Annotated in this window: 24 protein-coding genes and 1 other RNA gene; 11 read left to right on the top strand and 14 right to left on the bottom strand. The window is 33.9% G+C overall.

All coding sequences use genetic code 11. The features are described from left to right. The first annotated feature begins 32 nt into the window (after positions 1–32). From TDSAC_RS08680 to alaS, 7 genes are all read left to right on the top strand, one after another. The gene (locus tag TDSAC_RS08680; RefSeq protein WP_199919797.1) at positions 33–596 is read left to right on the top strand and encodes an LptA/OstA family protein; all 564 of its coding nucleotides are present in this window, start codon (positions 33–35) and stop codon (positions 594–596) included. Beyond that, entirely contained in the window at positions 593–1,690 is a 1,098-nt protein-coding gene (locus TDSAC_RS08675; RefSeq protein WP_108310136.1) for an LptF/LptG family permease, read from the top strand. The genes TDSAC_RS08680 and TDSAC_RS08675 overlap by 4 nt, the downstream gene beginning before the upstream one ends. Then, positions 1,678–2,871 carry a DUF3084 domain-containing protein gene (locus TDSAC_RS08670; protein ID WP_199919796.1) on the top strand — a complete coding sequence of 398 codons (1,194 nt, stop codon included), beginning with the start codon at positions 1,678–1,680 and terminating at the stop codon, positions 2,869–2,871. Before TDSAC_RS08675 ends, TDSAC_RS08670 begins: the two co-directional genes overlap by 13 nt. 2 nt (positions 2,872–2,873) lie before the next feature. Next, positions 2,874–4,166 carry an NfeD family protein gene (locus TDSAC_RS08665; RefSeq protein ID WP_108310131.1) on the top strand — a complete coding sequence of 431 codons (1,293 nt, stop codon included), beginning with the start codon at positions 2,874–2,876 and terminating at the stop codon, positions 4,164–4,166. A gap of 61 nt (positions 4,167–4,227) precedes the next feature. Continuing rightward, a complete protein-coding gene (locus TDSAC_RS08660) occupies positions 4,228–5,034 on the top strand; it encodes a slipin family protein (RefSeq protein ID WP_108310129.1) in 807 nt (268 codons plus the stop codon). A 69-nt stretch (positions 5,035–5,103) separates the two neighbouring features. Next, entirely contained in the window at positions 5,104–5,742 is a 639-nt protein-coding gene (locus TDSAC_RS08655; protein ID WP_199919795.1) for a nitroreductase family protein, read from the top strand. Positions 5,743–5,802: 60 nt separating this feature from the next. After that, complete coding sequence (gene alaS / locus TDSAC_RS08650) at positions 5,803–8,367, top strand: alanine--tRNA ligase (protein WP_108310125.1); 2,565 nt, start codon at positions 5,803–5,805, stop codon at positions 8,365–8,367. Positions 8,368–8,415: 48 nt separating this feature from the next. On the opposite strand, the gene TDSAC_RS08645 is transcribed toward alaS, so the two are convergent. Then, positions 8,416–8,832: a universal stress protein gene (locus tag TDSAC_RS08645; RefSeq protein WP_108310123.1), complete on the bottom strand. Its 417-nt coding sequence runs from the start codon at positions 8,830–8,832 to the stop codon at positions 8,416–8,418. A gap of 261 nt (positions 8,833–9,093) precedes the next feature. Here TDSAC_RS08645 and TDSAC_RS08640 point away from each other — a divergent pair, with 261 nt between their 5' ends. Together TDSAC_RS08640 and TDSAC_RS08635 are read left to right on the top strand one after the other, a co-directional pair. Then, entirely contained in the window at positions 9,094–10,179 is a 1,086-nt protein-coding gene (locus tag TDSAC_RS08640; RefSeq protein ID WP_108310121.1) for an HlyD family secretion protein, read from the top strand. Between the two features lie 106 nt (positions 10,180–10,285). Then, complete coding sequence (locus TDSAC_RS08635; protein WP_234405745.1) at positions 10,286–11,932, top strand: DHA2 family efflux MFS transporter permease subunit; 1,647 nt, start codon at positions 10,286–10,288, stop codon at positions 11,930–11,932. Here TDSAC_RS08635 and TDSAC_RS08630 read toward each other — a convergent pair. The 8 genes from TDSAC_RS08630 to ffs all read right to left on the bottom strand — a co-directional run bounded on the left by TDSAC_RS08630 (position 11,919) and on the right by ffs (position 15,992). Next, positions 11,919–12,572, bottom strand: a complete 654-nt coding sequence (locus TDSAC_RS08630) for an endonuclease III domain-containing protein (protein WP_108310116.1) — start codon at positions 12,570–12,572, stop codon at positions 11,919–11,921. The two genes, TDSAC_RS08635 and TDSAC_RS08630, sit on opposite strands and share 14 nt — an antisense overlap. After that, entirely contained in the window at positions 12,573–13,166 is a 594-nt protein-coding gene (locus TDSAC_RS08625; protein WP_108310113.1) for a riboflavin synthase, read from the bottom strand. It lies immediately after the preceding gene. Between the two features lie 16 nt (positions 13,167–13,182). Beyond that, complete coding sequence (locus tag TDSAC_RS08620) at positions 13,183–13,563, bottom strand: cupin domain-containing protein (RefSeq protein ID WP_108310111.1); 381 nt, start codon at positions 13,561–13,563, stop codon at positions 13,183–13,185. Between the two features lie 10 nt (positions 13,564–13,573). Continuing rightward, positions 13,574–13,924: a cupin domain-containing protein gene (locus TDSAC_RS08615; RefSeq protein ID WP_108310109.1), complete on the bottom strand. Its 351-nt coding sequence runs from the start codon at positions 13,922–13,924 to the stop codon at positions 13,574–13,576. A 25-nt stretch (positions 13,925–13,949) separates the two neighbouring features. Then, entirely contained in the window at positions 13,950–14,819 is an 870-nt protein-coding gene (gene sppA / locus TDSAC_RS08610) for a signal peptide peptidase SppA (RefSeq protein ID WP_108310107.1), read from the bottom strand. An 18-nt stretch (positions 14,820–14,837) separates the two neighbouring features. After that, on the bottom strand, positions 14,838–15,284 hold the full coding sequence (gene smpB, locus TDSAC_RS08605; RefSeq protein WP_108310105.1) for an SsrA-binding protein SmpB: 447 nt from the start codon (positions 15,282–15,284) through the stop codon (positions 14,838–14,840). Further along, positions 15,281–15,673 (bottom strand): PaaI family thioesterase, encoded by a 393-nt coding sequence (locus TDSAC_RS08600; protein WP_108310103.1) that lies wholly within the window; start codon positions 15,671–15,673, stop codon positions 15,281–15,283. Before TDSAC_RS08600 ends, smpB begins: the two co-directional genes overlap by 4 nt. A gap of 52 nt (positions 15,674–15,725) precedes the next feature. Continuing rightward, an RNA gene (gene ffs / locus TDSAC_RS08595) (signal recognition particle sRNA large type) lies at positions 15,726–15,992 on the bottom strand. 188 nt (positions 15,993–16,180) lie between these two features. On the opposite strand from ffs, the gene TDSAC_RS08590 reads away from it, so the two are divergent. Further along, on the top strand, positions 16,181–16,471 hold the full coding sequence (locus TDSAC_RS08590) for a phasin family protein (protein ID WP_108310101.1): 291 nt from the start codon (positions 16,181–16,183) through the stop codon (positions 16,469–16,471). A gap of 15 nt (positions 16,472–16,486) precedes the next feature. Further along, positions 16,487–18,181 carry an ABC1 kinase family protein gene (locus TDSAC_RS08585; protein WP_108310099.1) on the top strand — a complete coding sequence of 565 codons (1,695 nt, stop codon included), beginning with the start codon at positions 16,487–16,489 and terminating at the stop codon, positions 18,179–18,181. A 94-nt stretch (positions 18,182–18,275) separates the two neighbouring features. Here TDSAC_RS08585 and TDSAC_RS08580 read toward each other — a convergent pair whose 3' ends face one another. The 5 genes from TDSAC_RS08580 to folE all read right to left on the bottom strand — a co-directional run bounded on the left by TDSAC_RS08580 (position 18,276) and on the right by folE (position 24,189). After that, positions 18,276–21,740, bottom strand: coding sequence for a translocation/assembly module TamB domain-containing protein (locus TDSAC_RS08580; RefSeq protein WP_199919794.1), 3,465 nt, complete (start codon positions 21,738–21,740; stop codon positions 18,276–18,278). A gap of 62 nt (positions 21,741–21,802) precedes the next feature. Continuing rightward, entirely contained in the window at positions 21,803–22,303 is a 501-nt protein-coding gene (locus tag TDSAC_RS08575) for a bifunctional nuclease family protein (RefSeq protein WP_199919793.1), read from the bottom strand. After that, positions 22,278–22,784 (bottom strand): 2-amino-4-hydroxy-6-hydroxymethyldihydropteridine diphosphokinase, encoded by a 507-nt coding sequence (gene folK / locus TDSAC_RS08570; protein ID WP_108310092.1) that lies wholly within the window; start codon positions 22,782–22,784, stop codon positions 22,278–22,280. Before folK ends, TDSAC_RS08575 begins: the two co-directional genes overlap by 26 nt. Further along, a complete protein-coding gene (gene folP, locus TDSAC_RS08565) occupies positions 22,784–23,623 on the bottom strand; it encodes a dihydropteroate synthase (protein ID WP_108310090.1) in 840 nt (279 codons plus the stop codon). The genes folK and folP overlap by 1 nt, the downstream gene beginning before the upstream one ends. Next, positions 23,620–24,189: a GTP cyclohydrolase I FolE gene (folE, locus tag TDSAC_RS08560; protein WP_108310088.1), complete on the bottom strand. Its 570-nt coding sequence runs from the start codon at positions 24,187–24,189 to the stop codon at positions 23,620–23,622. The genes folP and folE overlap by 4 nt, the downstream gene beginning before the upstream one ends. Between the last annotated feature and the right edge of the window lie 12 nt (positions 24,190–24,201).

Raw genomic sequence — 24,201 nt, 5'->3', positions numbered from 1 at the left:
AAAAGCTAAAATACTTAATTTTGGAGGAAAATTTGAATTTTATAAGATTTCTTTTAGCTTTTTTTGTAACTTTATTTTTTCTCACAGGAGTTTCTCTTGCTGAGACGCCAAATGTAAAAGCAGACCAGGTCTATCTTGATTTTGGTTCAGGCACGTGGGTTGCCGAAGGAAATGTTGTAATTAGCTACAAGGACTATGGGTTTACTGGTGAAAAAGCAGAATATTATCCTAATAAGTCTGTTCTGGATCTTTTTGATGGCAAGTTAAGCGGTAAAGATATGAGTTTTTTAGCGAAAAAAATTATTTTGAAGAAATCAGACAACAAAACTAATGTGGATGCTTTTGACGTTAAAGATGGCGTATATAAGCAGTATTCCTTCTCGTGTAATGAGTTAACTTTATCTGATGATGTAGCCACTTTAATTGGAAACGCTTCAATTGGTTCTCCTTCTTCAAAAATGATAGGTGATAAGTTCTCTATAAATTTAAAAACCGGTAAGATTGAAGGAACAAACGTAAAATCTGCCAATGTAGAAGCCTCCTCAAAAAAAGAGACGAACAATTTTTTAGAAAATAATACAAGCACAGGGCAATGAAGCTTCTCTTAAATAAACTTTTTTGGTCTTATATACTAAAAGATTTTTTGCCTTTTTTTTTCTTTGGTCTTCTTGCTTTTTCTGGGTTGATGCTGGCAGGGGAATCAATGAGAACCATCAAATTAGTTGCTGACAATCAAGGGTCATTTCTAACAGGTGTAAAACTTGCTGCATGTGGATTGCCTTATTCTATAGCTTTTGCTTTCCCAATGGCAACTCTTTTAGGAGTCTTGATGGCAGTTTCCAGGATTTCATCAAATTGGGAGCTTGTGGCTCTAAGATCTGCAGGTTTATCTGTCCTTAAATTTTCTTTTCCTTTCATAATAATTGGCATTTTTTTTTCAATAGTCTCTTTTTTTACATTTGAAAAACTAGCCTATCCTTTGTTAGATAAAAGCAGATATATTATTGCAAAGGACCTAAAAAAAGAACTTAATACTGAAAGACAAAATGTTTTATTTAAGTTACCTCCTGACAGCCCTCAACCAAAATTTATAATCTTCGCAAAAGAATATAAACCTGCTACAATGTCTTTACAGGACGTTTATATCCAGGAATTTGATAATGAATTCTTGAAAAGAACGATATATTCTAGCAAACTTTCATTTACGGGTAACCGGTGGGTAGCATCAAAAGGATTGTCTTATGAATTTTCTAAGGATGGCATTATTATGGGCAGACTTGATTTCGAAAAGTTAATTGTTCCTCTTGGGGTTTTGCCTCAAACTGTAAAGGCTTTGCCTACAAAAAAGCCTAGAGATATGAGCTTTTTTGAATTACTGAGCTATCTTTCAAATTCCAGAGATATTGTTGATAAGTCTTTGTACGTTGATTTATATAACAAACTTTCTCTTCCATTTGCATGCTTTGCTTTTGCTTGTATAGGTGTTGCCTTTGGCATAGCTTCCGAAAGAAAGTCGTCTGTTATAGGTTTTGGCATTGCTATAACTACTGTTCTTTTTTATTATCTAATTTTTAGCCTATTTACAACTCTGGGTTATATGAATTATCTTCCTCCCTTTATAGCCTCATTCGGAGCAGATATACTAATTACAATTTTTGGAATATTTATGGTTGTCAAGTGGGACACTTAGAATTAGGATTTTATTTTATTCCCATTCTTCTTATTCTTAGCGCGATAGTTGCTTACATTGCAGATAAATTAGGGAAAAAGGCTGGTAAAAAAAAGCTTTCTGTTTTTGGTTTAAGGCCCAAACATACTGCGACCTTTATGTCTGTTAGTTCAGGGATTTTAATAGCTGCAATAACTGTTGTTATTATGCTGTCACTTTCTCAAAATGCAAGGGTAGCTCTTTTTGGCCTTCAAACACTAAAGGAAGAGATTTCTGTTCTTACAAAAGAAAAAGATAATTTGACTCAAGAAAAGGAAAGGCTTTTACATGAATATAATAAAAGTTCAAAAGAGTTAAAAAATCTCAAGTTTGATTTAAATAACGTTAATAGGGAAAAACAAAAGCTAATTTTAGATACCATAAACTTAAAAAAAGAAAATAAGCTAGCTCTCTCTCATATAAAGGAAATGGAATATCAAAAATCTCTGCTAGATGAAAAAATTGCTTCTTTAAATTCTGAAAAGGAGAATTTATTAAACGATATTAGTTCATCAAAAGCTTTGTTGGATAAGTTAAAGGCATCAATCCAATCTCTTAGAACTGGTAAACTTCAATTTGAGGCTCATCAGATAATTGCCCAAACAATTATACAAGGAGGAGATAAATCAGTTTGTGAAAGCGAGCTAAATGACTTTATACAAAAAACCAATTCTATTCTTATAAATGAATTGGGTTTACAAAATACTGATACTGTTCTTTTTATTCCAAAGCAAAATGTTATTAATTCTATTAATTTGATGGCAAAAAATAATATTCAATTTGCAGTGAGGATACTTTCTGAAGGCAATGTCGTGGTTGGTGAGAAACATATTCTTGCCTCTCTTCAAGTTTTTGAAAACAATCTTGTTTTTAGAAAGGGCGAGACAATAGTATCTGCTGAAGTAGACCCAAATCTTGACAGCAATTTACTTCTTGCTAAGCTGGGCGCTTTACTGCAGGAAACTAATCATGTTGCTAAGTTAAGGGGGATTGTTCCAGATCCTTTAACTGGAACTGTTGGAAACGTATCATATCCTGTTCTTTATAATGCGATAAGAAATATTAAAAATTTGTCCTATCAGGGTAGCGTTAAAATTAGCATTCTTGCGGCAGAAGATACTTACGCAATTGGTCCCTTGCACATTCAAATAGTGGTTAATTAGTTATGAGATATTTTAATTTTACAATCATAGCGTTTTTGTTTCTCTTTACTTTCTCTCTTTTTAATAAGGCTTGTGCAGGAGAGATATTGGTTTTACATGTCAATGGTGCAATAGATCCTGTAATAGCAAGATACGTTAAGAGTGGTATTGAGAGCGCAAATAATAAAAATATGTCACTTGTAGTAATAGAACTTGATACACCTGGCGGTCTTGATCAGTCTATGAGAGAGATAGTTCAATCTATTTTAAAGTCAAAGGTACCTGTTGCAAGCTTTGTATATCCATCTGGCGCAAGAGCTGCATCGGCGGGTACTTTTATTGTAGAGGCGTCTTCTCTGGCTGTTATGTCACCAAATACTTCTATAGGTGCTGCTCACCCTGTGATGATTGGAGGGGGAAACGATAAAACTTTGCTTGAAAAGGCAACTCAAGATGCTGCTTCATATATTAGAAGCCTTGCAAAAATTCACGGAAGAAATGAGAATTGGGCTCAAAGCGCGGTATTAAATAGCCAAAGCCTAAACGATTCAGAGGCAATTAAAGAAGGCGTAATAGATATTGTGGCTAAAGATTTAGATTCTTTGGTTTCTCAAGCAAATGGCAGAACAGTTATAGCTGATAACAATAAAATAGTTCTTAATTTAGAGCCAAATTTTGTATATTATAAAATGTCCTTTTTCGAAAATTTTTTGCATCTTATTTCAAACCCTACTGTAGCAAGCATATTAATGATGGTTGGAATTTATGGAATTATATTTGAGTTGGCAAGTCCTGGGTTAATCTTCCCTGGAATTATTGGTTTTATATGTGTTGTGTTGTCATTTTTTGCGCTTGGTAATCTACCATTTAATATTACGGGATTACTTTTTGTTGGATTTGCTGTTATTCTTTTTGTGACGGAGATTTTTGTTTCATCTTTTGGTATTTTGACTATTGGCGGTATTATAAGTTTAGTTTTTGGAATGTTCATGATTTTTGAACCCTCTGAGAGATTAGGCTATCCATCAGTTCTTACAGTTGTAATTCCAGCAGCTATACTGACTGGTTTATTAATAGCTATACTTTTTTATCTTGTTCTAGGAACTAGAAGAAAAAAGCCATTTATAGATTCTTCTTATCTTATTGATAAAGAAGCTGAAGTAAAAGATGTGAGAGATGGTGCAAAGCTACTTTTAGTTTTTTTTGATGGAGAACTTTGGAGCGCAAAGCCAATAGATGATCAGGTTTATAAGGTTGGTGATACCGTGAGAATAGTAGGTAAAGAGGGAATTGTCCTTAAAGTAAAAAGGACATAAAAGCTTAAGTTATATAATTAACTTTTCAATTAATTAAAAAAAGCTTTGAGAGGAGGCTAATATGTACGAGGTTGTTAGATTTGCTTTTAGCTCAGTTTTAATTTTTATTTTGTTTGTAATACTTGTAACTGCAATAGTTCTTCCAAGCGCTATAAGAATTACTCAGGAGTATGAAAGAGGTGTTGTTTTTAGATTGGGTAGGTTTGTAGGGGTAAGAGGGCCTGGTCTTATACTCTTGATCCCATTTGTTGAAAGAATGGTAAAGGTAGATCTGAGGACTATTACGATGGACGTTCCTCCACAGGAGATCATTACAAAAGATAATGTTCCGGTCAGAGTGAATGCAGTAGTATATTTTAGATTAGTAGATCCGGAACTTGGAGTGCTCAAGGTTGAGAATTTTGTAAGAGCTACTTCCCAAATTGCGCAAACAACTTTAAGATCGGTTCTTGGTCAATCTGAACTTGATGAAATGTTGTCACAAAGAGAAGCTATAAACCACAGACTTCAACAAATTATAGATGAACAAACCAATCCATGGGGCATTAAGGTAAGCGTGGTTGAGCTAAAAGATGTTGAAATACCTCAAGAGATGCAAAGAGCTATAGCCAAACAGGCTGAAGCAGAAAGGCTCAGAAGAGCAAAGGTTATTATTGCAGATGGAGAATTTCAGGCATCAGAGAAGTTAAAACAGGCTGCTGAAGTTATGGCACAAAATCCCTTAACTATTCAACTTAGATTTTTACAGACAATTGCCGATATTTCGCCAGAGAGAAATACGACTACCATACTTCCTATTCCGATAAATCTTTTAAGCCATATTTTCAATCCTGCATATTTGCAAAGCGTAGAAAAAGAGGATAAATAAACATTTTAAAATTTTAAACCTGTATCTTTTAAGTAACTTTTTTGTAAAATTATGTAAGGGAGGATGATGATGCAAAAAGACTTTATTAACATTCTTTTAGATCGTCGATCCCATAGAAAGTTTTTACCTGATCCGGTCCCGAAAGAGGATATAGAAAAGATTATATATATCGCTACTATGTCCCCATCTGCTACAAATTCTCAACCTTGGGAATATATAGCGGTTTACGACAACTCTTTAAAGGAAGAACTTGCAAACGCAGTACTTAAAAAACTTGAATTTCTAGCATCTACTCTTGATAAAGAAAAAGATACAAGACAGATAAAACTTATTTCAAAATCGAGTTTTTATTTTACTTTCTTCAAAGAAGCTCCCGTTGTAATATTTGCTATTGCGAAGCCTTATAAGTCAGTAATGGACTTTATTAACGAATATTTTGTAGAAGAGGATGAACCGTCCTTTGCATATGAGGCATCAATACAAAGCGTTTCAGCAAGTATTTTGCAACTTCAAATTGCTGCACATATATTAGGTTATGGAAGTTGTTGGATGACTGCACCAAATATTGCAAGAAAGGAAATGGGCAAAATTCTTGGGATTCAAGAAGCCGACAGAATTGTTGCTACTATACCTCTAGGTAAGCCTGCGATAAAAGATTTGGCTGCGCCAAGGCGTAAAAGTGTTAATGAAGTTTTACGCTTTATGTAATTTTGTTTATATAATAATATAATATTAATTTTTTAGATTGTAGTGTAGGAGGTTTATCAATTGACTTCAGATGATATTAGACGCCTTTTTTTAAATTATTTTAAAGATAGAGGTCATACTGTTTTACCAAGCTTTTCGCTTGTTCCGGAAGATCCAACAATTTTGTTTACAATTGCAGGCATGGTTCCGTTTAAACCATATTTTTTGGGGAGAGAAGAACCGCCTTTTAAGAGGGCGGCAACTTCTCAAAAATGTTTGAGAACCAATGATATTGAAGAAGTGGGAAAAACTGCTAGACATCATACATTCTTTGAGATGTTAGGTAACTTTTCTTTTGGTGACTACTTTAAAGAAAAGGCTATCCCTTTTGCGTGGGTTTTTGTTACAGAAGTTTTACATTTACAAAAGGAAAGACTTTTTATAACTATATACAAGGATGACGATGAGTCCTATGAAATTTGGAGGTCTTTAGATATACCTGCTGAAAAGATTTATAGATCGGGTGAAAAGGATAATTTTTGGTCTGCTGGGCCTGTAGGTCCATGTGGTCCTTGTTCTGAAATATATTATGATAGAGGAGAAAACTTTGGTTGTAAGAGATCTGATTGTTCTCCACTTTGTGATTGTGATAGGTTCCTTGAAATTTGGAACCTCGTTTTTATGCAATACAATAGGGATGAAGAATCTAACTTAACATTGCTTAGCAAAAAAGGTATAGATACCGGAATGGGTCTTGAAAGGATAGCTTCAGTTTTACAAGGAAAGGATTCAAATTATGAGACAGATTTAATATATCCTATTATTGAAAAGATCTCTTCTATTACTGGAATAGAATATAAAGGGAAAGGAATTATCCCATTGCGAGTTATGTCTGATCATCTAAGAGGCGCTGTTTTTGCAATATCTGATGGAGTACTCCCTTCAAATGAGGGAAGAGGCTACGTAGTTAGAAGACTTTTGAGAAGGGCTCTTACCCTTTCACACCTGTCAGGGTATCAGATTCCATTCATATATAAGGCAGTTCCAACTGTTTCTGATATATACCGTCATTCATATCCTGAGCTTTTTGAGAAAAAAGAATATATTATAGATGCTATAAGAGCGGAAGAAGAAAAATTTTCCCAAAGTCTCAAAGATGGTTTAAGCATTTTCAATAAATTAGTGCCCCAAATTAGAAAAGATGGCATTGTTTCTGGAGAAATTGCATTCATGCTTTATGACACTTATGGCTTCCCTGTTGAGTTAACCAAAGAAATGGCTGCAGAATTTAATGTAGGCGTTGATATTGAGGGATTTAACGAATTATTGATACAAAGAAAAAATCTTTCCAGACAGGGGTCACAGTTTGTAAACGAGGTTATAACCACATCTCTTACTACAGAATTTGTTGGCTATGATAATTTTAAGACTGGTTCAAAAATATTGGGTATATACAAAAGTAATAACGAAGTAAGGAGCCTTTCTTTCGGTGAAGAAGGATATATTGTTTTGGATAAGACCCCTTTTTACCCGGAAAGCGGAGGTCAAATTTCTGATATCGGTTATATTGTATCCAAAAATTCTACCTTTAGAGTTATAAATGTGCAAAAGGAAAAGGATGCAATATTTCATTTTGGGAAAGTAGAATCTGGAAGTTTTTGCGCTGGGGACTCCATAGAAGCTGAAATCGATATAAACCGAAGAAGTTTGTCCTCGAGCAATCATACCTGTACTCATATTTTACACGCTGTTCTTAGAGAGAAATTTGGTGAGGCTGTTAGCCAAAGAGGCTCATTTGTTTCGGATGAACTATTAAGATTTGACTTTTTTTCGAATGCTTTGTCTGATGAGGATATATCTGATATTGAAATATCTGTAAATAAAATAATAATGAAAAATTATAAAGTTACAGTTCAAGAGATGAATCTTGAAGATGCAATAAAATCAGGTGCTATAGCCTTGTTTTCGGACAAGTATAAATCTAAGGTTAGAGTGGTAAATATTGACAGCGTTTCTTCAGAGTTGTGTGGAGGCACTCATGTGAAAATGACAGGTGAAATTGGCATGTTTGCTATTGTAAAACAAGAATCTATTGCAAGTTCTGTTAGAAGGATTGAAGCGTTTACTGGAATTAAAGCTTTAAAATATTTTCAACAAAAAAGAAAAAACCTTGATGAAATAGATAAAATTTTAGATGCAAGTGGTTTTCCAGTGAAAAAGTCTATTTCTATCATAAAAGATCTGGATGAAACTAAAAAACGACTTAAAGAAGTTACCATGAATTATTTGAGAATAAGGGCTAACAATCTTGCTGCAGAAGAGATTGGGAAATTTTCCTTATATTCTGAAAATTTAAATGGCTGCACTAAAGAGGATATGCTCTTTTTTGTAGATTTAGCTAGAAATCATTTTGATAACCTGATACTATTTATTTATTCAGTCAACGACCAAGGTGCTAATTTTGTATTGTCAATTTCAGATAAGGTGTCAAAAGGTATTAGTGCAAAAGAATTAGCCAAGATTATTACAAATGTCACAGGTGGAGGATCTGGAGGCCGAGACAAAGTTGTACAGGGTGGAATTAAAGATATCAACAAGCTTGATTTTGCTATCAACGCTTTGAAAGATTTTTTGAAGACCGTATAAATATAAAAACCCCCGAAATTCACTTCGGGGGTAAAATCTGTTTTTCAGCTATTCTACAACATATACAGGACAAGGAGAGGTTTTTACTACTCTTTCTGGTACCCCGCCAAATAAAAGCCTTTTTATACCCCTAAGCCCTCTGTTTCCAATTACAATCCTTACTGGTTTTATCTTTTTTGCAACGTCGCATATAATTTCGCTTCTTTCGCCAAATTTCACAAGTCCTAACGCCTCGACACCTTCTGATTTAAGATAGTCTTTCGCTTTTTCTATCTCACTTTCTGCCCTTTTAAGAAGTTCTTCTTCTGCATCCGGGTTATATACCCCAAGGAAACTAGAGCGCTCGACTATGTTCAGAAGATAAACGACAGCATTATTTGACCTTGCAATCCTTGTAGCCTCTTTCAAAACGGATCTATCTCCCTTAAAGTTCTTAAAGGCTACCAAAACAGACTTCCGATCCATGTCAAACGCCTCCTTAAATTATTTACTAAATATAATTATATCACTTTAAAGACATTGTAAATATCTTTTTTCATTAGAATTCTTTTTGTTTTCAAAAAATTTAGTTATTTATAGAAACAAACTATCAATAAAACGTTTTAGATACATCAATAATTGTACCCTTGAAGTTAGGCTATTTTTGCATAGAATTATGTGGTTGACTGATTGGTCAGTATTTACTAAAATAATACTTTATCAATAAGAAACTATTTAGGAGGAATTATGTCAGACCAACCTAAAGAAAATAATGTCAGGACTAAATTTAAACTCCTACAACCAAAAAAGCCTTCTAAAAAAGGTTTCCTTATATTTATTTTAGTTGTGCTCGCTTTACTTTCTCCCTTTGCTTATCAAAAAATAGTTTATTCTCTTACTCACCAGAGCACAGACGATGCATATATTGAGGGTACGTATATTTATATCTCACCTCAGATATCGGGCAAGATTGTTGCAGTTAATGTAGAGAGATACCAAGAAGTAAAAAAGGGCCAGGTTATCGCTGAAATTGAAACCTCTGATTATACAAATGCTCTTAATCTAAATGAGGCTGCACTTAATAAAGCTAAAGCAACTATCAATGAGCTTGAAAGTTCTGAAAAACAAGCTGAGGCGGCGCTGCAACAAGCAATGGATAATTATTCATCAGCTGAGGCACAGGCGGAACTTGCGCAAAAAGAGAGGGTGAGGTATGAAGACTTATATAAACAAAATGCAGTTTCTGCTGATGTTTATGATACCTATCTTACCAAGGAAAAGACGGCTGTAGCTGCTATGAAAGCTGCTCAAAAAGCCGTTACTCGGGCAAAGGCAGCTCTAGATACCATTAGAGCACAAAAAGTTACAGCTTTATATGCTATTAAAGAAGCTAAAGCGAATCTAGATCAGGCTCTTATTAATGTTAAAAGAACGAAAATTTATGCGCCAGAAGATGGTTATATCGCAAAAAAGTTTGCAGAAGTAGGAAATTATGCTGTACCCGGACAAACTTTATTTATTTTGGTAAAGAAAAATGACTTATGGGTTACTGCAAACTTTAAAGAAACTCAACTTGATAAGATGAGAGTAGGTCAAAAGGTGGACATATATGTTGATGCGTATCCTGGAATTAAGTTTGAGGGACACGTTGAAAGCTTCCAACCAGGAACTGGAGCAGTATTTAGCCTTTTGCCTCCGGAAAATGCCACAGGAAACTTCGTCAAAGTTGTTCAGAGGGTACCCGTAAGGATAGCAATTGATAGCCCATATGATCCGAAACATCCTCTTTATCCTGGGCTTTCAGTAAATCCTTATGTCGATACAGGATTTTAGTTGGCATATTCTTTTATAAACTTAATAGGTTAGATTAAAACTTTCTTTCTGGGATTTAAATAAACTTTAATTTATTTATGTATCTACTTTATTCAATTCTGAGGATGTGAAATTATTAATAATGCCTAAGGATACTACTTTGCCAAATAAATGGATGGTAACCCTTACAATAATGATTAGCACGTTAATAGCTGCTCTTGACACGAGCATTGTAAACGTTGCTTTACCAAATATGAGGGGTTCTCTTGGAGCGTCAGTTACTGAAATAACCTGGGTTTCAACAGCGTACATGTTGTCAAACGTAGTTGTAATGCCTGCAATTGGTTTTCTAAGCGACTTGTTTGGTAAGGTAAGATTTTTTACTTTTAGCGTAATTATTTTTGGAGTAGGTTCTTTTTTGTGTGGTCTTGCCTGGAATATGGAATCGATGATCCTTTTTAGAGTTATTCAAGGCATAGGTGGTGGTGCTCTAATTCCTATGTCACAGGCAATTCTTAGAGAAACGTTTCCCCCAGAAGAACAGGGTAAAGCTATGGGAGTTTTTGGTATGGGAGTTGTTTTGGGGCCAGGTATTGGGCCAACACTTGGTGGGTATATAACTGATAACTATAGCTGGAACTGGATCTTTTATATAAATATGCCGTTTATAATATTAGATCTAATACTAATCTCTCTCTTTTTAAAAGAATCTCTTGATCGAGAAAGGCACACCGGCAAAATTGATTATGTAGGTCTTATGTTGATGACGGTGGGTCTTTCGACCTTGCAAATAATGCTTGAAAAGGGTCAGGAAAATTCGTGGTTTGAATCTGATTTTATAGTAAAACTTGCCATTACCAGCGCAGTCTCTCTTATATTGTTTATAATTTGGGAATTAAAAACTGATAAACCTATTGTAGAGTTAAGAGTTTTAAAGGATTTATCCTTTACCAGTGCTACAATGCTTGGCGGCATTTTTGGTATGGGACTTTTCGGAAGTTTGTTTTTATTGCCAATGTTATTTGAAAGCGTTCTTGGTTACTCAGTTATGGAATCAGGTTTAGCTCTTATGCCAAGAAGTCTCGCTATGGCTTTTGCTATGCCACTTGCTGGAAGAATATACAATTTTTTGGGGCCGAAAAAGATGATCTTTATTGCCACAGTATTGGCTGCAATTAGCTTTTATCCTCTAACTGTAATGAATCTAGATATCAATGCCTGGGACATATTGATTCCTCAGTTAATTCAGGGAATTGCATTTGCGTTTATATTTGTATCTTTAAGCACTGCAGCTTTAATGACTGTTGAAAGAAAGTATATGTTTGGAGCATCTGGACTTTTTAATCTTATAAGAACTGTTTGTGGCAGCGTTGGGATAGCAGTTTTTGCCACAATGCTTGAAAATTCCACCACTATAAACAGAGCATATATGGTAGAGCATATTGTTACAAATAACCCATTTTATACACAGAGTTCTCTGGTTAGTCCTGCTACTACATCTCCAATACTAAGCAACTGGTTTGCAGATATAAGTGGCGCTTTGATGCAAAATGCAGGTTCAACCCCTGCTGATTTGCCAGACAAAACCTTCGCTATTTTGAGCAACTACATTGATCTTCACGCTGCTATAATGGCTTATAATACTACTTTTTTTTGGATACTCTTTTTGTTTATTGTAGCCACTTTGTTTAGCCTTTTAATTAGAGATACTAGACCTGATAAACTGAAAAATAGAGAAGATTCAAAGGCTACAGAAAGTATTATTGAGCTTTGATGAAGAAGGGGCATTTTTTGCAGTTTGGTTTCTTCTTACAAAATTCTTTTCCGAGTTTCACAATTAAAGCGTGATATTCTTTGAACAGCCTAGTTTCATTGGGCAAGTTCTTCATAAAAAAATCCTGCGATTTGTGGTAAATAACCCTTTTGTTGCCAGAAAACTTTATATTGAATCTTTCAAGCCATCTTAGAGTGTACGTGTCAATTACAAATATTGGATATTCAAGAGCATAAAGAAGAATAGAGTCAGCAGTTTCATATCCAATCCCGTTTATTCCCAGAAGAAATCTCCTTGCCTCAATGAGTTCTAATTTTTTAATTTCTTCGATTGTTTTAAAATTTTTGTATATTTTTGATACAAAATTTTTTAATCTTTTGGATTTTATGTTGTAATATCCAGCAGGTTTAATAAACATTGCTAGTTCGTCTGGATTAATTTCAACTAGTGCGTTTAGATTCATTAATTTTTTTTGTTTTAAATTAAAGATAGCTTTTTCTACATTTTGCCATGAGGTATTTTGCGTAAGAATAGCTCCAACTGCAACTTCCAAAGGTGTATCGGCTGGCCACCAACCTTGAGGACCCAAAAAATCATATAAAATTCTATAACTTTTTATAAGATCAATTTCTTTTGTCAATTAATCCTTATACTTTAACAAGTTTTCAATATATCTTGATATAACGTCAACTTCAATATTGACGGGTGAGCCCACCTTCTTATCTGAGAGAGAAGTCTCCTTGATAGTTAAAGGTATGAGTGCCACATCAAAAGAATTTTCTTTTACAGCAGCTATGGTCAAACTAATTCCGTTTACAGCTATAGAACCTTTGTGGGCTATATACTTTTTCAGTGGAGGAGGAAATTCTATAGTGAGTATCGCATTCAACTTTTCATTCTTGATAGATGTAATTTTTCCTACACCATCTACATGACCCAGCACAATATGCCCTCCGAATCTCGAGTCATGTTTCATTGCTCTTTCAAGGTTTACTTTCATCCCAGCTTTCAAATGCTTAAAAGTAGTAACAGAAACGGTTTCTTTTGAGATATCAGCTTCAAAGGATTGACCGTTTATCTTTGTTACTGTCAGGCAAACACCGTCAACTGCTATAGAATCAGAAATTTTTAAATCATCAAATTGTTTTTTGAAAGAAATCTTTATTTTGTATCCATACCCCTGTGGAGAAAAAGAAATTATTTGGCCAACGTCCTCTATAATACCTGTAAACATATCTCTCTATCTATTCTTATCCTTTTATTAATTCGTATTCTTTTTTTTGTTCGTTTGCGAGAAGACATTGCTCACAACCTATTACAAAAGCCTTTAGTGGTTCTCCTCCTTCGATTATAAGTTGGTAGCTTCTGCCTGATGGTAAAAGAATAGACATATCCTTTTTTATATGATATTCAATATCATTAATATTTACTTTCAAACTCCCATTAATTACAACAATTATTTCATCGCCTACTTCTGTATCGAGTTTGATTTCTTCTCCTGGTACTCCCTCATATAGATGTAATGACAAAAAATGATTGCCATCTGTGTTTGGAGAAAAGACAACCTTTTTATTTATGCCATTTTTTCTTTCAAAAACTAGTTTGTTTAAATTTTTTAATCTTGGTAACATTATTTCACCCTTACTTTATGGAATAATTTGGTATCATACACAGAAACTTGCAAACTTTTGTTCCAGTATTTTTAACTGTATGAAATTCTCCTGGCTTTATAAAAATAAATGATCCCTCTGATACTTTTGTCTCTGAGTTATCTGAGACTACAGTTGCTTCTCCTTCTAATATAAACATCTCGTGCTCAAAATCGTGCGAATGAGCGGGGCTTTGTCCATTTGGTTCAATAATGATCAATCTCATTGAAAAATTAGGTGCACCGTCTTTAGGCGTTATAAGCCATTTAATGCTTGCACCCTTTGCACCGTCTACTTCCATCTTTTCGCTTTTAACTTCAGATGAATTGCCAATTTTAGACACCAATAACCTCCTGAACTTAATTTTTTTATTTTAGTAAACTGTTTTTTAAAACAGATAGAGCATATATCAAAAAGTTTTTTTGTTCTATATCTGTTTTTGAGGAAGTGCCCATAAGTTCTTCTAAAATACCTTTATTGTTTAATTTTTCTAATGTAATCTTTTTAGCTCCTAATAGATTTTTCATATAATCTATGGTGTCGTTAAGCGTACCAAGTTCATCTATTAACCCAAGAGACTTTGCTTTTGCTCCAGAAAATACTCTGCCATCAGCAATGGTTCTTAGTTTATCAATTGGTATATTGCGTCTTGTTGAAACGTCGTATAAAAATTGACCATATGCGTCTCCGATAAGCCCCATCAAATATTCTTTGTCTTGTGGTGTAAGAGATCTAAATATAGAGCCTGTATCCTTGTATTCACCTGTTTTTAGCGTTTCTTCTTTTACTCCAATTTTTTTCATGAGATCGTGAATGTCTAATATGTTGGAAATTACCCCAATACTACCCGTAAGAGTAGATGGTAAGGCAAAAATTTTATCGCCAGCTATAGATACGTAATAACCACCAGAAGCAGCTACATCTCCCATGGATACAATGATAGGCCTTCCTGTGCTTTCTTTGTAATTCATTAGAGTTTCAAATATTTCCTGGCTGGCGCCAACCGAACCGCCAGGGCTATTTACCCTTAATAATATTCCCCTGATATTTGGATCTTGCTTGGCCTTTCTAATTGCTGATGATACAGATTCACTTGTTTGATTGTTTATTGTCCCATTAATTTCGATGTAACCCACTTTTACTCCGGGTGGTTTGAGTTTTGCTGAGATGTATCCCAAAGAAAAAACGACAATTAATACTAGAAGAAAAGCAAATGCCAAACCAAGCCTTTTAAACATCTTTTGGCCTCTTCATAATTAGTAGTCTCCTCTCCTACTTTCCTTTTCCATTGTTCTTTTTTTGATACTCTCTCTTTTATCATATAACTTTTTACCCCTAGCAAGCCCAACTTGAACTTTTGCCATTCCTCTTTTCCAATATAGCTTTAGTGGTATTAATGTAAGTCCCTTACGCTTTACAGCATTATATAACCTAAATATTTCACCTCTGTGCGCAAGAAGTTTCCTCTTTCTTTTAGGATCAAGATTAAAAATATTCCCCTGTTCATAGGGGGATATGTGAAAATCATATATCCAAAGCTCTCCCTTTTCAACTTGACAATACGACCCAGAAAAAGAAGCTTTGCCAAGGCGAAGCGACTTTACTTCTGTACCCTTGAGCTCTATCCCAGTTTCAAGAGTTTCAAGTATCTCGTATTCAAATCGTGCTTTTCTGTTTTCTATTATAGGGGAAAAACTGCTCATCTTATAATTGATAAAGTAGCCAACCCAGTAGCATATAATATGGTTTTGTCGATACTTTCTATTTGAGATTGGGCATAAATTAGACGTCCCTTGTCTTCAGTCACTCTAGCAGACACCATTACATTGGTACCTATATAAATAGGTTTTTTAAATTTTACCGTTAGCTGAGCTGTTACTACCTTGTATCCTAATCTAACAGCTGCCCAGGTGCTCAATTCATCTAAAATCGTCGATATTATTCCACCGTGTACAATATTATTCCATCCTTGATGGCTTTTTTGAAATTGAAAGGTTGTGAGCACGCTTTCCTCGTCTTGAGATATTTCAAGACGAAGCCCTAGTGGGTTAGCTTTTCCACAAGCAAAACACCAGTCATCTGCTATTAGCATAACATCCTTTCTCGAAATATTAAAATTAAAAATAAGTATTAAGTATTATTTAGCGTGCACCCCAGCTTCGACAATAGAGATACAACCGCTTTCTGTAAGTGCAACTCCTGCAAGGGGGACTTACGGCACCCGGTCTGACCGCTTACCGTTGCTACCTTCCGGTCCTGGCGGGGTTCACGATAGCGCCGCCGCGTAAGGCCTTGCTATCAACATTGCACTACACAGTGCTGCGTTACATCTCTAAGCCTCGGCTGGGGAATTAAGCCCTGCTATGGCGGATTGCAGGTACAGGGCACCGCCAGCTCCCCGCTTAGCACAATAATATTCTAACATGAAGTAGCCACAAATATATGATTTATTAATAAACAATGTAATAGAAACATACTATTTATTTTATATTTTTAAACCTATTATAGGTCTTATTTAAAATTAATATACTGGTAGTAAAATTGATAATTAAAGTGACTTTAGTTAATTCTACTAGTTTTATTTAAGGAGGTAAAAGGGATGGATTTAATTAACAAAGCTTTGTTGATGGGGCTTGGTGTGATGGATATTACTAGAGAAAGAGCTGAGAAATTGGTTGATGAATTGGTTAAGAGAGGTGAGATTGCAAAAGAAGAAAAGTATAAGGTAGTGGATAAACTTCTTAAACATATAGATAAGCAAGAAAAAGAGTTGACACAAAAAGTATCTGAAACAGTTAAAAAAACTATATCTGAAATGGGTTTACCTACTAAAGATGATATGGATAAAATTTTAAAGAGACTTGATGAAATAGAAAAGAAAAATTCTTAAAATAATTATTAATCTGTGTTACTACTAAAAATAGGAAGAAATTATAGGGAACTAAAACGATATTTAACGATATTTTCAATTTTAATTCGCTATGGCTTCGAGGATGTTCTTGATAAAGTTGAAGAACGTCTAAGATTTAAGCTTTTTATTTTCTGGCAAAAGGGAGCTGCCAAAAAGGAAAAAGCAGGTATAGAGCGTCTTTCTACACCAGAAAGAGTGCGCCTAGCTTTAGAGGAACTAGGGCCTACTTTTATAAAATTTGGTCAAATATTAAGCTGTAGACCGGACCTTCTCCCTCATCAATTTATAGAGGAATTAAGCAAATTACAAGATAATGTTCCCCCATTTTCTTTTGTAAAGGTTAGAGAAGTCATAGAAAATCAGTTTAAAAGGCCCCTTGAAGAAATGTTCACTTCTTTTGATGAAGTACCCATAGCTGCAGGTTCTTTGGCCCAGGTGCACAAAGCCGTAACTAACAGTAAAGAGGAAGTGGCCGTTAAAGTTCAAAGACCAGGGATAGAAAAGATTATTGAAGCAGATATCAAAATTTTATATGACTTTGCTTTTTTATTAAAAAAACACTTTCCAGAAATCGGTTATTATGAACCTGATAGAATTGTCGATGAATTTGCTAAAACAATTCGTAAAGAATTAGATTTTATTAGAGAAGGACGCAATATTGAGCGATTTAGGAAGTGTTTTAAAAACGATCAAACAATTTATTTTCCGAAAGTTTACTGGGATTTGTCTGCACCAAAGGTTTTGACAATGGAATACATAAAAGGTTATAAACTTTCTGAAATAGATAGCTTTCCCGATTTAAATGTGGACAAAAAATGCGTTGCTCTTAACGGCGCTCATTTTATCCTTAGAGAGATTTTTGAATGCCATTTTTTTCATGCGGATCCTCATCCTGGGAATATATTCCTTCTAAATAATAATGTAATGGCTTTTGTAGATTTTGGAATGGTGGGTATTCTTGATGATACTATTGTAGATTGGCTTATCAATATTTTAAAAGCTATTTTAGATAAAGATGTAGATTTGTTAATAAAAGCTATCTTAAACCTTAATATGGCCCCAGCACCAAAAGATATAATAAACTTTAGAATTGATTTGTTTGATTTTTTAGAACGATATTATGAAGTTCCTTTGAAAGATCTTAAAGTAGGGACGTTGATTGAAGAATTTTTAGACATAATTAGAAAGTATAAAATTCGTTTTCCTACATATCTAGTATTAATGTTGAGAACTTTAGTAATTCATGAAGGAATTGGTAGAGTGCTTTATCCAGAGTTTAACATGATAGAGTATCTAAAATCTCATATTAAAAATCTCATATTAAAAAATATTAATCTTTCCAGAATTTCTAAAGAATTTTCTTTCATCCTTGAAGATACAGCCTCACTTTTCAAGGAATTACCTTCTAACTTAAGAGAAATCTTTTTAAAGCTTAAAGATGACAATATTACGATTAACTTAGATCATAGGGGATTGGAAAGTCTTATTAATCATATGGATAAAGTAGGAAACCGTCTTAGCCTTGCTATTATAATTGCATCTTTAGTGATAGGTTCATCAATGCTTTTTCAATTTCAAACTACCCTTAAAATATTTGGATATCCTTTGCCTGGAGTTTTGGGCTTTGTGTTAGTATTTTTATTGGGGTTAAAGTTACTTGTTGAAACATTAAAATCTTCGAATTTATAATCAGTTCATATTAATCATCTAACCTTTCGTGGTTTTAGAAGGTTATTTATGGGCTTAAGGGATAAATTAAATTATCTCAAGTTTCTGTAAAGTTTTAAAATCTAAATCTGTAATATAAACCCACAAAGGTGCCTCTATTGAACGATATGTTGTCTGTTATCGAATTCCTTATAACAAGGGATGTAGCTTTTGAGAGTTGTAGATCAGCTTGATAGGTGGCCTGAGGTTTTGTCCCAAGCGTGTAGGTAACAGAGGTTGAAATTTTTTTATTCCAGGATTTTGAAACTGTGATTTCTGGTTTGCCATCAACAGACATCCCAAAGGATAATCGGGATAATCCTAATGCCTGTTTTATAGGTTCAAATAATATTCCCTGAGCTTGTGATACGGCGGTTATTGGCGACATTGCTGCTACAGTTGAGGCATAAGTAACCGGGTTTTTGCCGGTACCAATTAATGCTATTATCTGGGATTCGCTTAATTCTGGAACTGACGAGAAGGAAAGCTTTGGATTCTCTAATTGTCCGCTTACCGTAAGATATACCTTGTATTCTGATATGCTGCTTTGGGCCAAAATATTTACAGTGTGAGCAAGAGGCGTATATTTAATATTACCTCTTGTAATTTGGAATGGTTGATCAAAAACAGAAATTCTCCCTGAATTGATGTTTAGATCTGCGAATATAATCGGGTTGTTTAAAGTACCTTCTACTTTGACACTTCCAGAAGGATATAGGGTATAAAAATCATTTCGAAGATCAACATCTCGTCCAATATTTATGTTAAGATTCAATTTAATATTTGGTAAAACAGAGGCACTGTTGTTTGGAAAACCCATATGGCCCTTTATTAAATTAATATTACCTTTTAAGACCGGGTCAAAAATACTTCCACCTAGATTTAAATAAAAATCTGCTAAACCATTATAAGTTTTTCCAAAATTTGCATTAAAGTTCTTCCCTAAAATAGTTATATCAAGATTTTTTGATGTGCCGTTTATATGACCCTCTAAACTTGCAATGCCACCGTTTTCAATAAGATATCCTGCTAGATTTATTTCATCGCCAGTAAGCTTTGCATTGAAATCTTTTAATTTAATCTCTTGATTGTTTACAAGTATTGTCATATTAGGTATGTTGGCGTTCCCACTAAGAGTTGGTGAATCAAAACTGCCAGATACCTTAAGATCTATACTTCCTTCACTTGATTTTATAGACATATTTTTTGGCAACAAAAAGGAAAGCAAGGCAATGCTTGAATTTGATATTGAAAGCTTTAAGTCAGTGGTCTCATTACTTTTGAGTGCTTTTTTGTTCATGGGGAGCGTACCTTTAAGAGTTGCTGTGTGCCCATCGTGTTCAAGTGAGAGATTGTTTACTTTTAGAAAAGGATAATTTAAAGAAACATCCATAGATAGTTTTCCGCCACTTTTCCCGTTGTAAGAGATGTTATTAGAATTAAGATTTATTGCACCTTTAGTTGACGATTCTGAATGATAGAAATTAAATGTAGAGTCGGCTAGTAAATTAAAACCTTCAAATTCTATCGGATAATTCTTTGTTCTTCCACTAATATTTAAAACAGGAGTTATAAAGCCTGAAAAACTTAATTCTCCAGAGTCCTTGTAGATATCAGCATAGTCAATAAAAAATTCATTGTTATTGCCATGAAATCTTACTTTTGCTTTGGAAAATGAATAAAAATTTGAATAAAAATTTTTTATACTTGTTTCTCCCTTCCAATTTCCATTGTCGTAACTTATCTCAAATGATGTAGTGCCTTTTAGATAAACAGGTGGTTGATAGGGTTTTATGCTTTTTATAATACTTTGATAAAATGAGAGATATGATTCAGGCGAGAGTATTGTAGTACCATTGTTTAAATCTATTGAATATACCTGATACAGGATTTTGTTTGAGGGGGGTCGTGGAAAGCCTCTTATTGTTCCAATGTTGTATAAAAAATTTAAATTTGGTTTTTTAATTAACCTTCCCTCTTCAAATGTAAAAGGAGATAGTTGATATAATGCGTCAATAGAAATATCCTTACCACTTGCGATAAATTTATTCTGATTGCCTTTTATATTGGCTTCATTTGTGCCAGAAAATAAAGAAAAGTCGAATTCCATGTTGCTAAGATTTCTGGCTGAAACAGATCCTATTCCCTTCAAGTAAGCCCCATATCTTGTTAGCATTGCAAAGTTAACCTTTGAATTTAAACCAGTGTTTGAAGAATAATTTATATTGAGTTTTGCATGGCCGCTTTCTATGTCAAGAAAGTCTTTAAGATTTAACTCTACCTTTGATAAAAGTGTGTTTTTTACAATACTTCCTGAAAGATTTCCCGATCCTATTGTTCCTGAAAAGTCTATAGGATTTTTTGATAAGTTAATAATCGAGTTAAAAGGAATCTGCCTATAATTGAATAAAAAATCGCCCTGGACTTGTGCCAGGTTGTTTATTTTGTGAAGGGTAAAGTTAATATTTCTATAATTACCTACAAATGCGAATTTGTCGCCACTAATGGCATATCCTCCGGATATTGGATAATCATAGAGTGTGGCCTCCAGTGTGCCATGCGAAGAATATCCGTCTGTGTTGATTTCACCACTTACATCCTTTAACTCAATATTATTAAATGACATATTATTAGCATTAAACCTACCATAAAAATATGGTGAGTTAATGCTATTTGTATATAAGTAGGCGCTTACAGTACAGTCAAGCTCTTTTAAAGGGTATTCAGGCAAAAATATTTGAGCAGTGCCATCAGATTCTAAATTGTATATGAGGCTTATTTTTATTGGTCCAAAATCAGATTCCTTTGAAAAATAATTTAAATTTAAATTAGGATAGTTGATATATAGATTAATAGGACCAGCAAAAACATGATTGTTTGCTTCTGTTGTTAAGTTTTCTGAAGAGATGTAGATGTTTGTCAATGGGATATCTTTTTCTAATATAAAGCTACCCTTTGCTGAAATTTTACCCGATTTTATTGTTACTCTTTTATCAAGGTTAATAAACTGTAACAGTTCTTTAGCTTCTACGTTGTGAGCATCGAATATGAATTCTTTTTTATCAGGATCAATTTTTACTGTACAATTTATATCCCCATAATTTGAATTTGAAACTGTTTTAAGATTTAATGAATTATTTTCAACAAAACCAATTGCATTTATAGGAAGTATTATCGAGCTGTTTTTAATAACCAATGTAGAGTTATAAAAATCTAATATAAAATTAGCAGGTGGAGTCCCCTCCTTTGGGGTAAGTGCTTTTAAAACATCCTCAGGTAAAGAAAAACCTTTATCTTTAGTAAATATTACATTCAATGAAGCATCGTATATTTTAACTTCAGTTGGGACTATTTTAAAAGGCATCAGTGAAATAGAAAAACTTATATAAACCTTTTTTGCTTTAAAGTCATCGTTAATATTTACGTTATGAATTATAATTTTGTTTAAACCGATGTCGGCTGATTGGAAGTTTGTTCCTTCTGGTAAATTTGAACTTATAGTAGGATATATAAAAGTCCTCTTTATATTATCAGTGTTCAAGAAAAGGATCAAACATAATATACATAATATAACAGCACTTACAATGGCATATTTAACGCATTTTAATGCCATTTGAAATCGGAAGGTTTTAGATTTTTTATGAAATCTTTAAATTTTTTTGTTTCTTCCTCCTCGTCATTTATTTCTTTCTTTATAAAGCTTACTGATGAAGATTCAAAAAGGTCTCTTTTGACGTATATGGGGGCAAGCAGTCTCACTGCAATTGCAATAGAATCTGATGGTCTACAATCTAAATATTCTTCCCTGTCATTTTGAGAAATTACTATCTGAGCATAAAAGACACCATCTTTTAAAGATTCTATAATTACCTTTACTACGTTTAAATCAAATATTTGTAAGATATCGCTCATAAGATCGTAAGCTATGGGTCTTGGTGGTTTTATCCCTTCTATCGCCATAGCAATTGCTCCGGCTTCAAACGGTCCTACCCAAATTGGCAAAACCCTGTCTGAGTCAATTTCTTTTAATATTACAACAGTTTGATTATTGGTAGGATCAATTGTTACACCCAAAACTTTAACTTCTACTAGCTCTGTGGCCAATTTTATCCCCTCTATTTACTCCTTGTAATTTCTTATAAGGATTTCCTAGAACATCATTAAATAAAACATTAATATAACCCCTTTCCACATTCTTTGGGTGTGGAATGGTCAACTCTTTGCTCACTATGCTATAAGAAAAATTTAATGTTTTTATCATATCAGTATTTCCCATACAATAATTATAACTTAATATATCAATGTCAATAACTCTCGGACCATATCTGAATGTCTTAAACCTGCCTATTTCCTTTTCTATATGTTTGCACAAATAAAGGAGTGACATAGGTGACAGCTTTGTTTTAACTATTATTAAACAGTTTGTAAAGTATGGTTGATTGGTAATTTCTAGAGGATCTGTAGTGTATGTGTGTGAAATGGTTACAACCTCACAACAGCTTTTTCTTAAAAACTTTATTGCTTTCTTAAAATACTCCTTTCTATACCCAATATTCGATCCAAGAGATAAATAGGCAAATGGCATTAAATAGATATTTTTCTCATTTCTTCAGCCATATCACAAGCAAGTCTTATTTCCTTTACATCGTGAACTCTAAGTGCATGTACCCCTTTGTAAACACATATACTAGATAAGCTAATAGTTGCTGGTAGTCTATCCTCAGTAGGAACGCCATTTGAAACAAGTCCCGTAAAACTTTTTCTGGAAGGACCTATGATGTGGAGAAAATTGTCTTCTAAAAACCTTTCGTAATTTGAACATAGTTTTAAATTATCCTCAAAACTTTTTCCAAAGCCAAGGCCAACATCTAAAAGTATGTTCTCTTTTGTAAAACCAGCTTTTATAGCCTTTTTTGCTTGAGTGTGTAAAAATTCTGAGATTTCGCTAAAGATATTGTTATACTCAGGATTAACCTGCATCTCTTTAGGGTTTTTTTTCATGTGCATTATGATTATGCCAGGCTTAGGATTAAATGTAGAAATTATCTCTAGCATACCTTTAGATCTGAGACCAAAGACATCATTGATTACAATAGCACCTTCTTCTAGAGCAATTTTCGCTACTTCTGGTTTGTAAGTGTCAACCGAAACGCTTATATTATTTTTGACCAGTTCTTTTAAAACGGGCAGGATTCTCTCTAATTCTACATCTAACGGTGTAGGATCTGTAAAAGGTCTTGTAGATTCTCCGCCTAAATCAATTATATCTGCACCTTCTTCAATCATTTCGAAGGCTCTTTTTATTGCATTATCAGGGTTAAACCACCTGCCGCCGTCATAAAATGAATCAGGTGTTACGTTTAAAATCCCAAAGATAATAGTTTTTTTCAAATCAAAACTTTTGTTACGTGCTTTAAATATCATATAAGTCTCCCGAAGATCAGGCTAAGCACTTCAGATCTCGTTGAAGAAGAGGCCTTAAATGCGCCTCTTAAAGCAGAAGTAACAGTAGTGTGTCCTGGTTTTTTTATTCCTCTCATGCTCATGCAAAGATGTTCGGCTTCTACTACGACTGCTACTCCTAAAGGGTTAAGCCCTTTCATTATTGTTTTGGCAATGTCTGATGTTAACCTTTCTTGAAGTTGAGGCTTTTTTGATAGTATATCTACAACTCTTGCAATTTTAGAAAGCCCTACAACCCTGCCGTCTTTTGGAAGATAGGCGACGTGAGCCCTGCCAATAAAAGGAATAAGATGGTGTTCACATATTGAATAAAATGGTATATCTTTTATTAATACCATTTCATCAGTATTTTCGTGATATTCAACGTTGAGCACTGAAAGTGGGTCTTCGTTTATACCTGAAAATATTTCCTCATACATCCTTGCTATTCTCTCAGGCGTGTCCTTCAACCCTTCTCTGTTTGGATCCTCCCCAATTGCTATCAATATATCGTAAACTGCTTTTTTTATTTTTTCCTGATCCAAAATTAATCTCCTTAA

Origin of the sequence: Thermodesulfobium acidiphilum, assembly GCF_003057965.1 — a bacterium.
Taxonomy (GTDB): Bacteria; Thermodesulfobiota; Thermodesulfobiia; order Thermodesulfobiales; family Thermodesulfobiaceae; genus Thermodesulfobium; species Thermodesulfobium acidiphilum.
Note: the sequence above shows the minus strand (reverse complement) of the source record. Positions and strands in the feature narration are given on the sequence as shown.

Coding starts and splice junctions, on each gene's coding strand:
- TDSAC_RS08675 (WP_108310136.1), top strand. CDS start 593: ATGAAGCTTCTCTTAAATAAACTTTTTTGGTCTTATATACTAAAAGAT.
- TDSAC_RS08665 (WP_108310131.1), top strand. CDS start 2,874: ATGAGATATTTTAATTTTACAATCATAGCGTTTTTGTTTCTCTTTACT.
- TDSAC_RS08660 (WP_108310129.1), top strand. CDS start 4,228: ATGTACGAGGTTGTTAGATTTGCTTTTAGCTCAGTTTTAATTTTTATT.
- TDSAC_RS08655 (WP_199919795.1), top strand. CDS start 5,104: ATGCAAAAAGACTTTATTAACATTCTTTTAGATCGTCGATCCCATAGA.
- TDSAC_RS08645 (WP_108310123.1), bottom strand. CDS start 8,832: ATGGATCGGAAGTCTGTTTTGGTAGCCTTTAAGAACTTTAAGGGAGAT.
- TDSAC_RS08640 (WP_108310121.1), top strand. CDS start 9,094: ATGTCAGACCAACCTAAAGAAAATAATGTCAGGACTAAATTTAAACTC.
- TDSAC_RS08625 (WP_108310113.1), bottom strand. CDS start 13,166: ATGTTTACAGGTATTATAGAGGACGTTGGCCAAATAATTTCTTTTTCT.
- TDSAC_RS08620 (WP_108310111.1), bottom strand. CDS start 13,563: ATGTTACCAAGATTAAAAAATTTAAACAAACTAGTTTTTGAAAGAAAA.
- sppA (WP_108310107.1), bottom strand. CDS start 14,819: ATGTTTAAAAGGCTTGGTTTGGCATTTGCTTTTCTTCTAGTATTAATT.
- smpB (WP_108310105.1), bottom strand. CDS start 15,284: ATGAGCAGTTTTTCCCCTATAATAGAAAACAGAAAAGCACGATTTGAA.
- TDSAC_RS08600 (WP_108310103.1), bottom strand. CDS start 15,673: ATGCTAATAGCAGATGACTGGTGTTTTGCTTGTGGAAAAGCTAACCCA.
- TDSAC_RS08590 (WP_108310101.1), top strand. CDS start 16,181: ATGGATTTAATTAACAAAGCTTTGTTGATGGGGCTTGGTGTGATGGAT.
- folK (WP_108310092.1), bottom strand. CDS start 22,784: ATGCCATTTGCCTATTTATCTCTTGGATCGAATATTGGGTATAGAAAG.
- folP (WP_108310090.1), bottom strand. CDS start 23,623: ATGATATTTAAAGCACGTAACAAAAGTTTTGATTTGAAAAAAACTATT.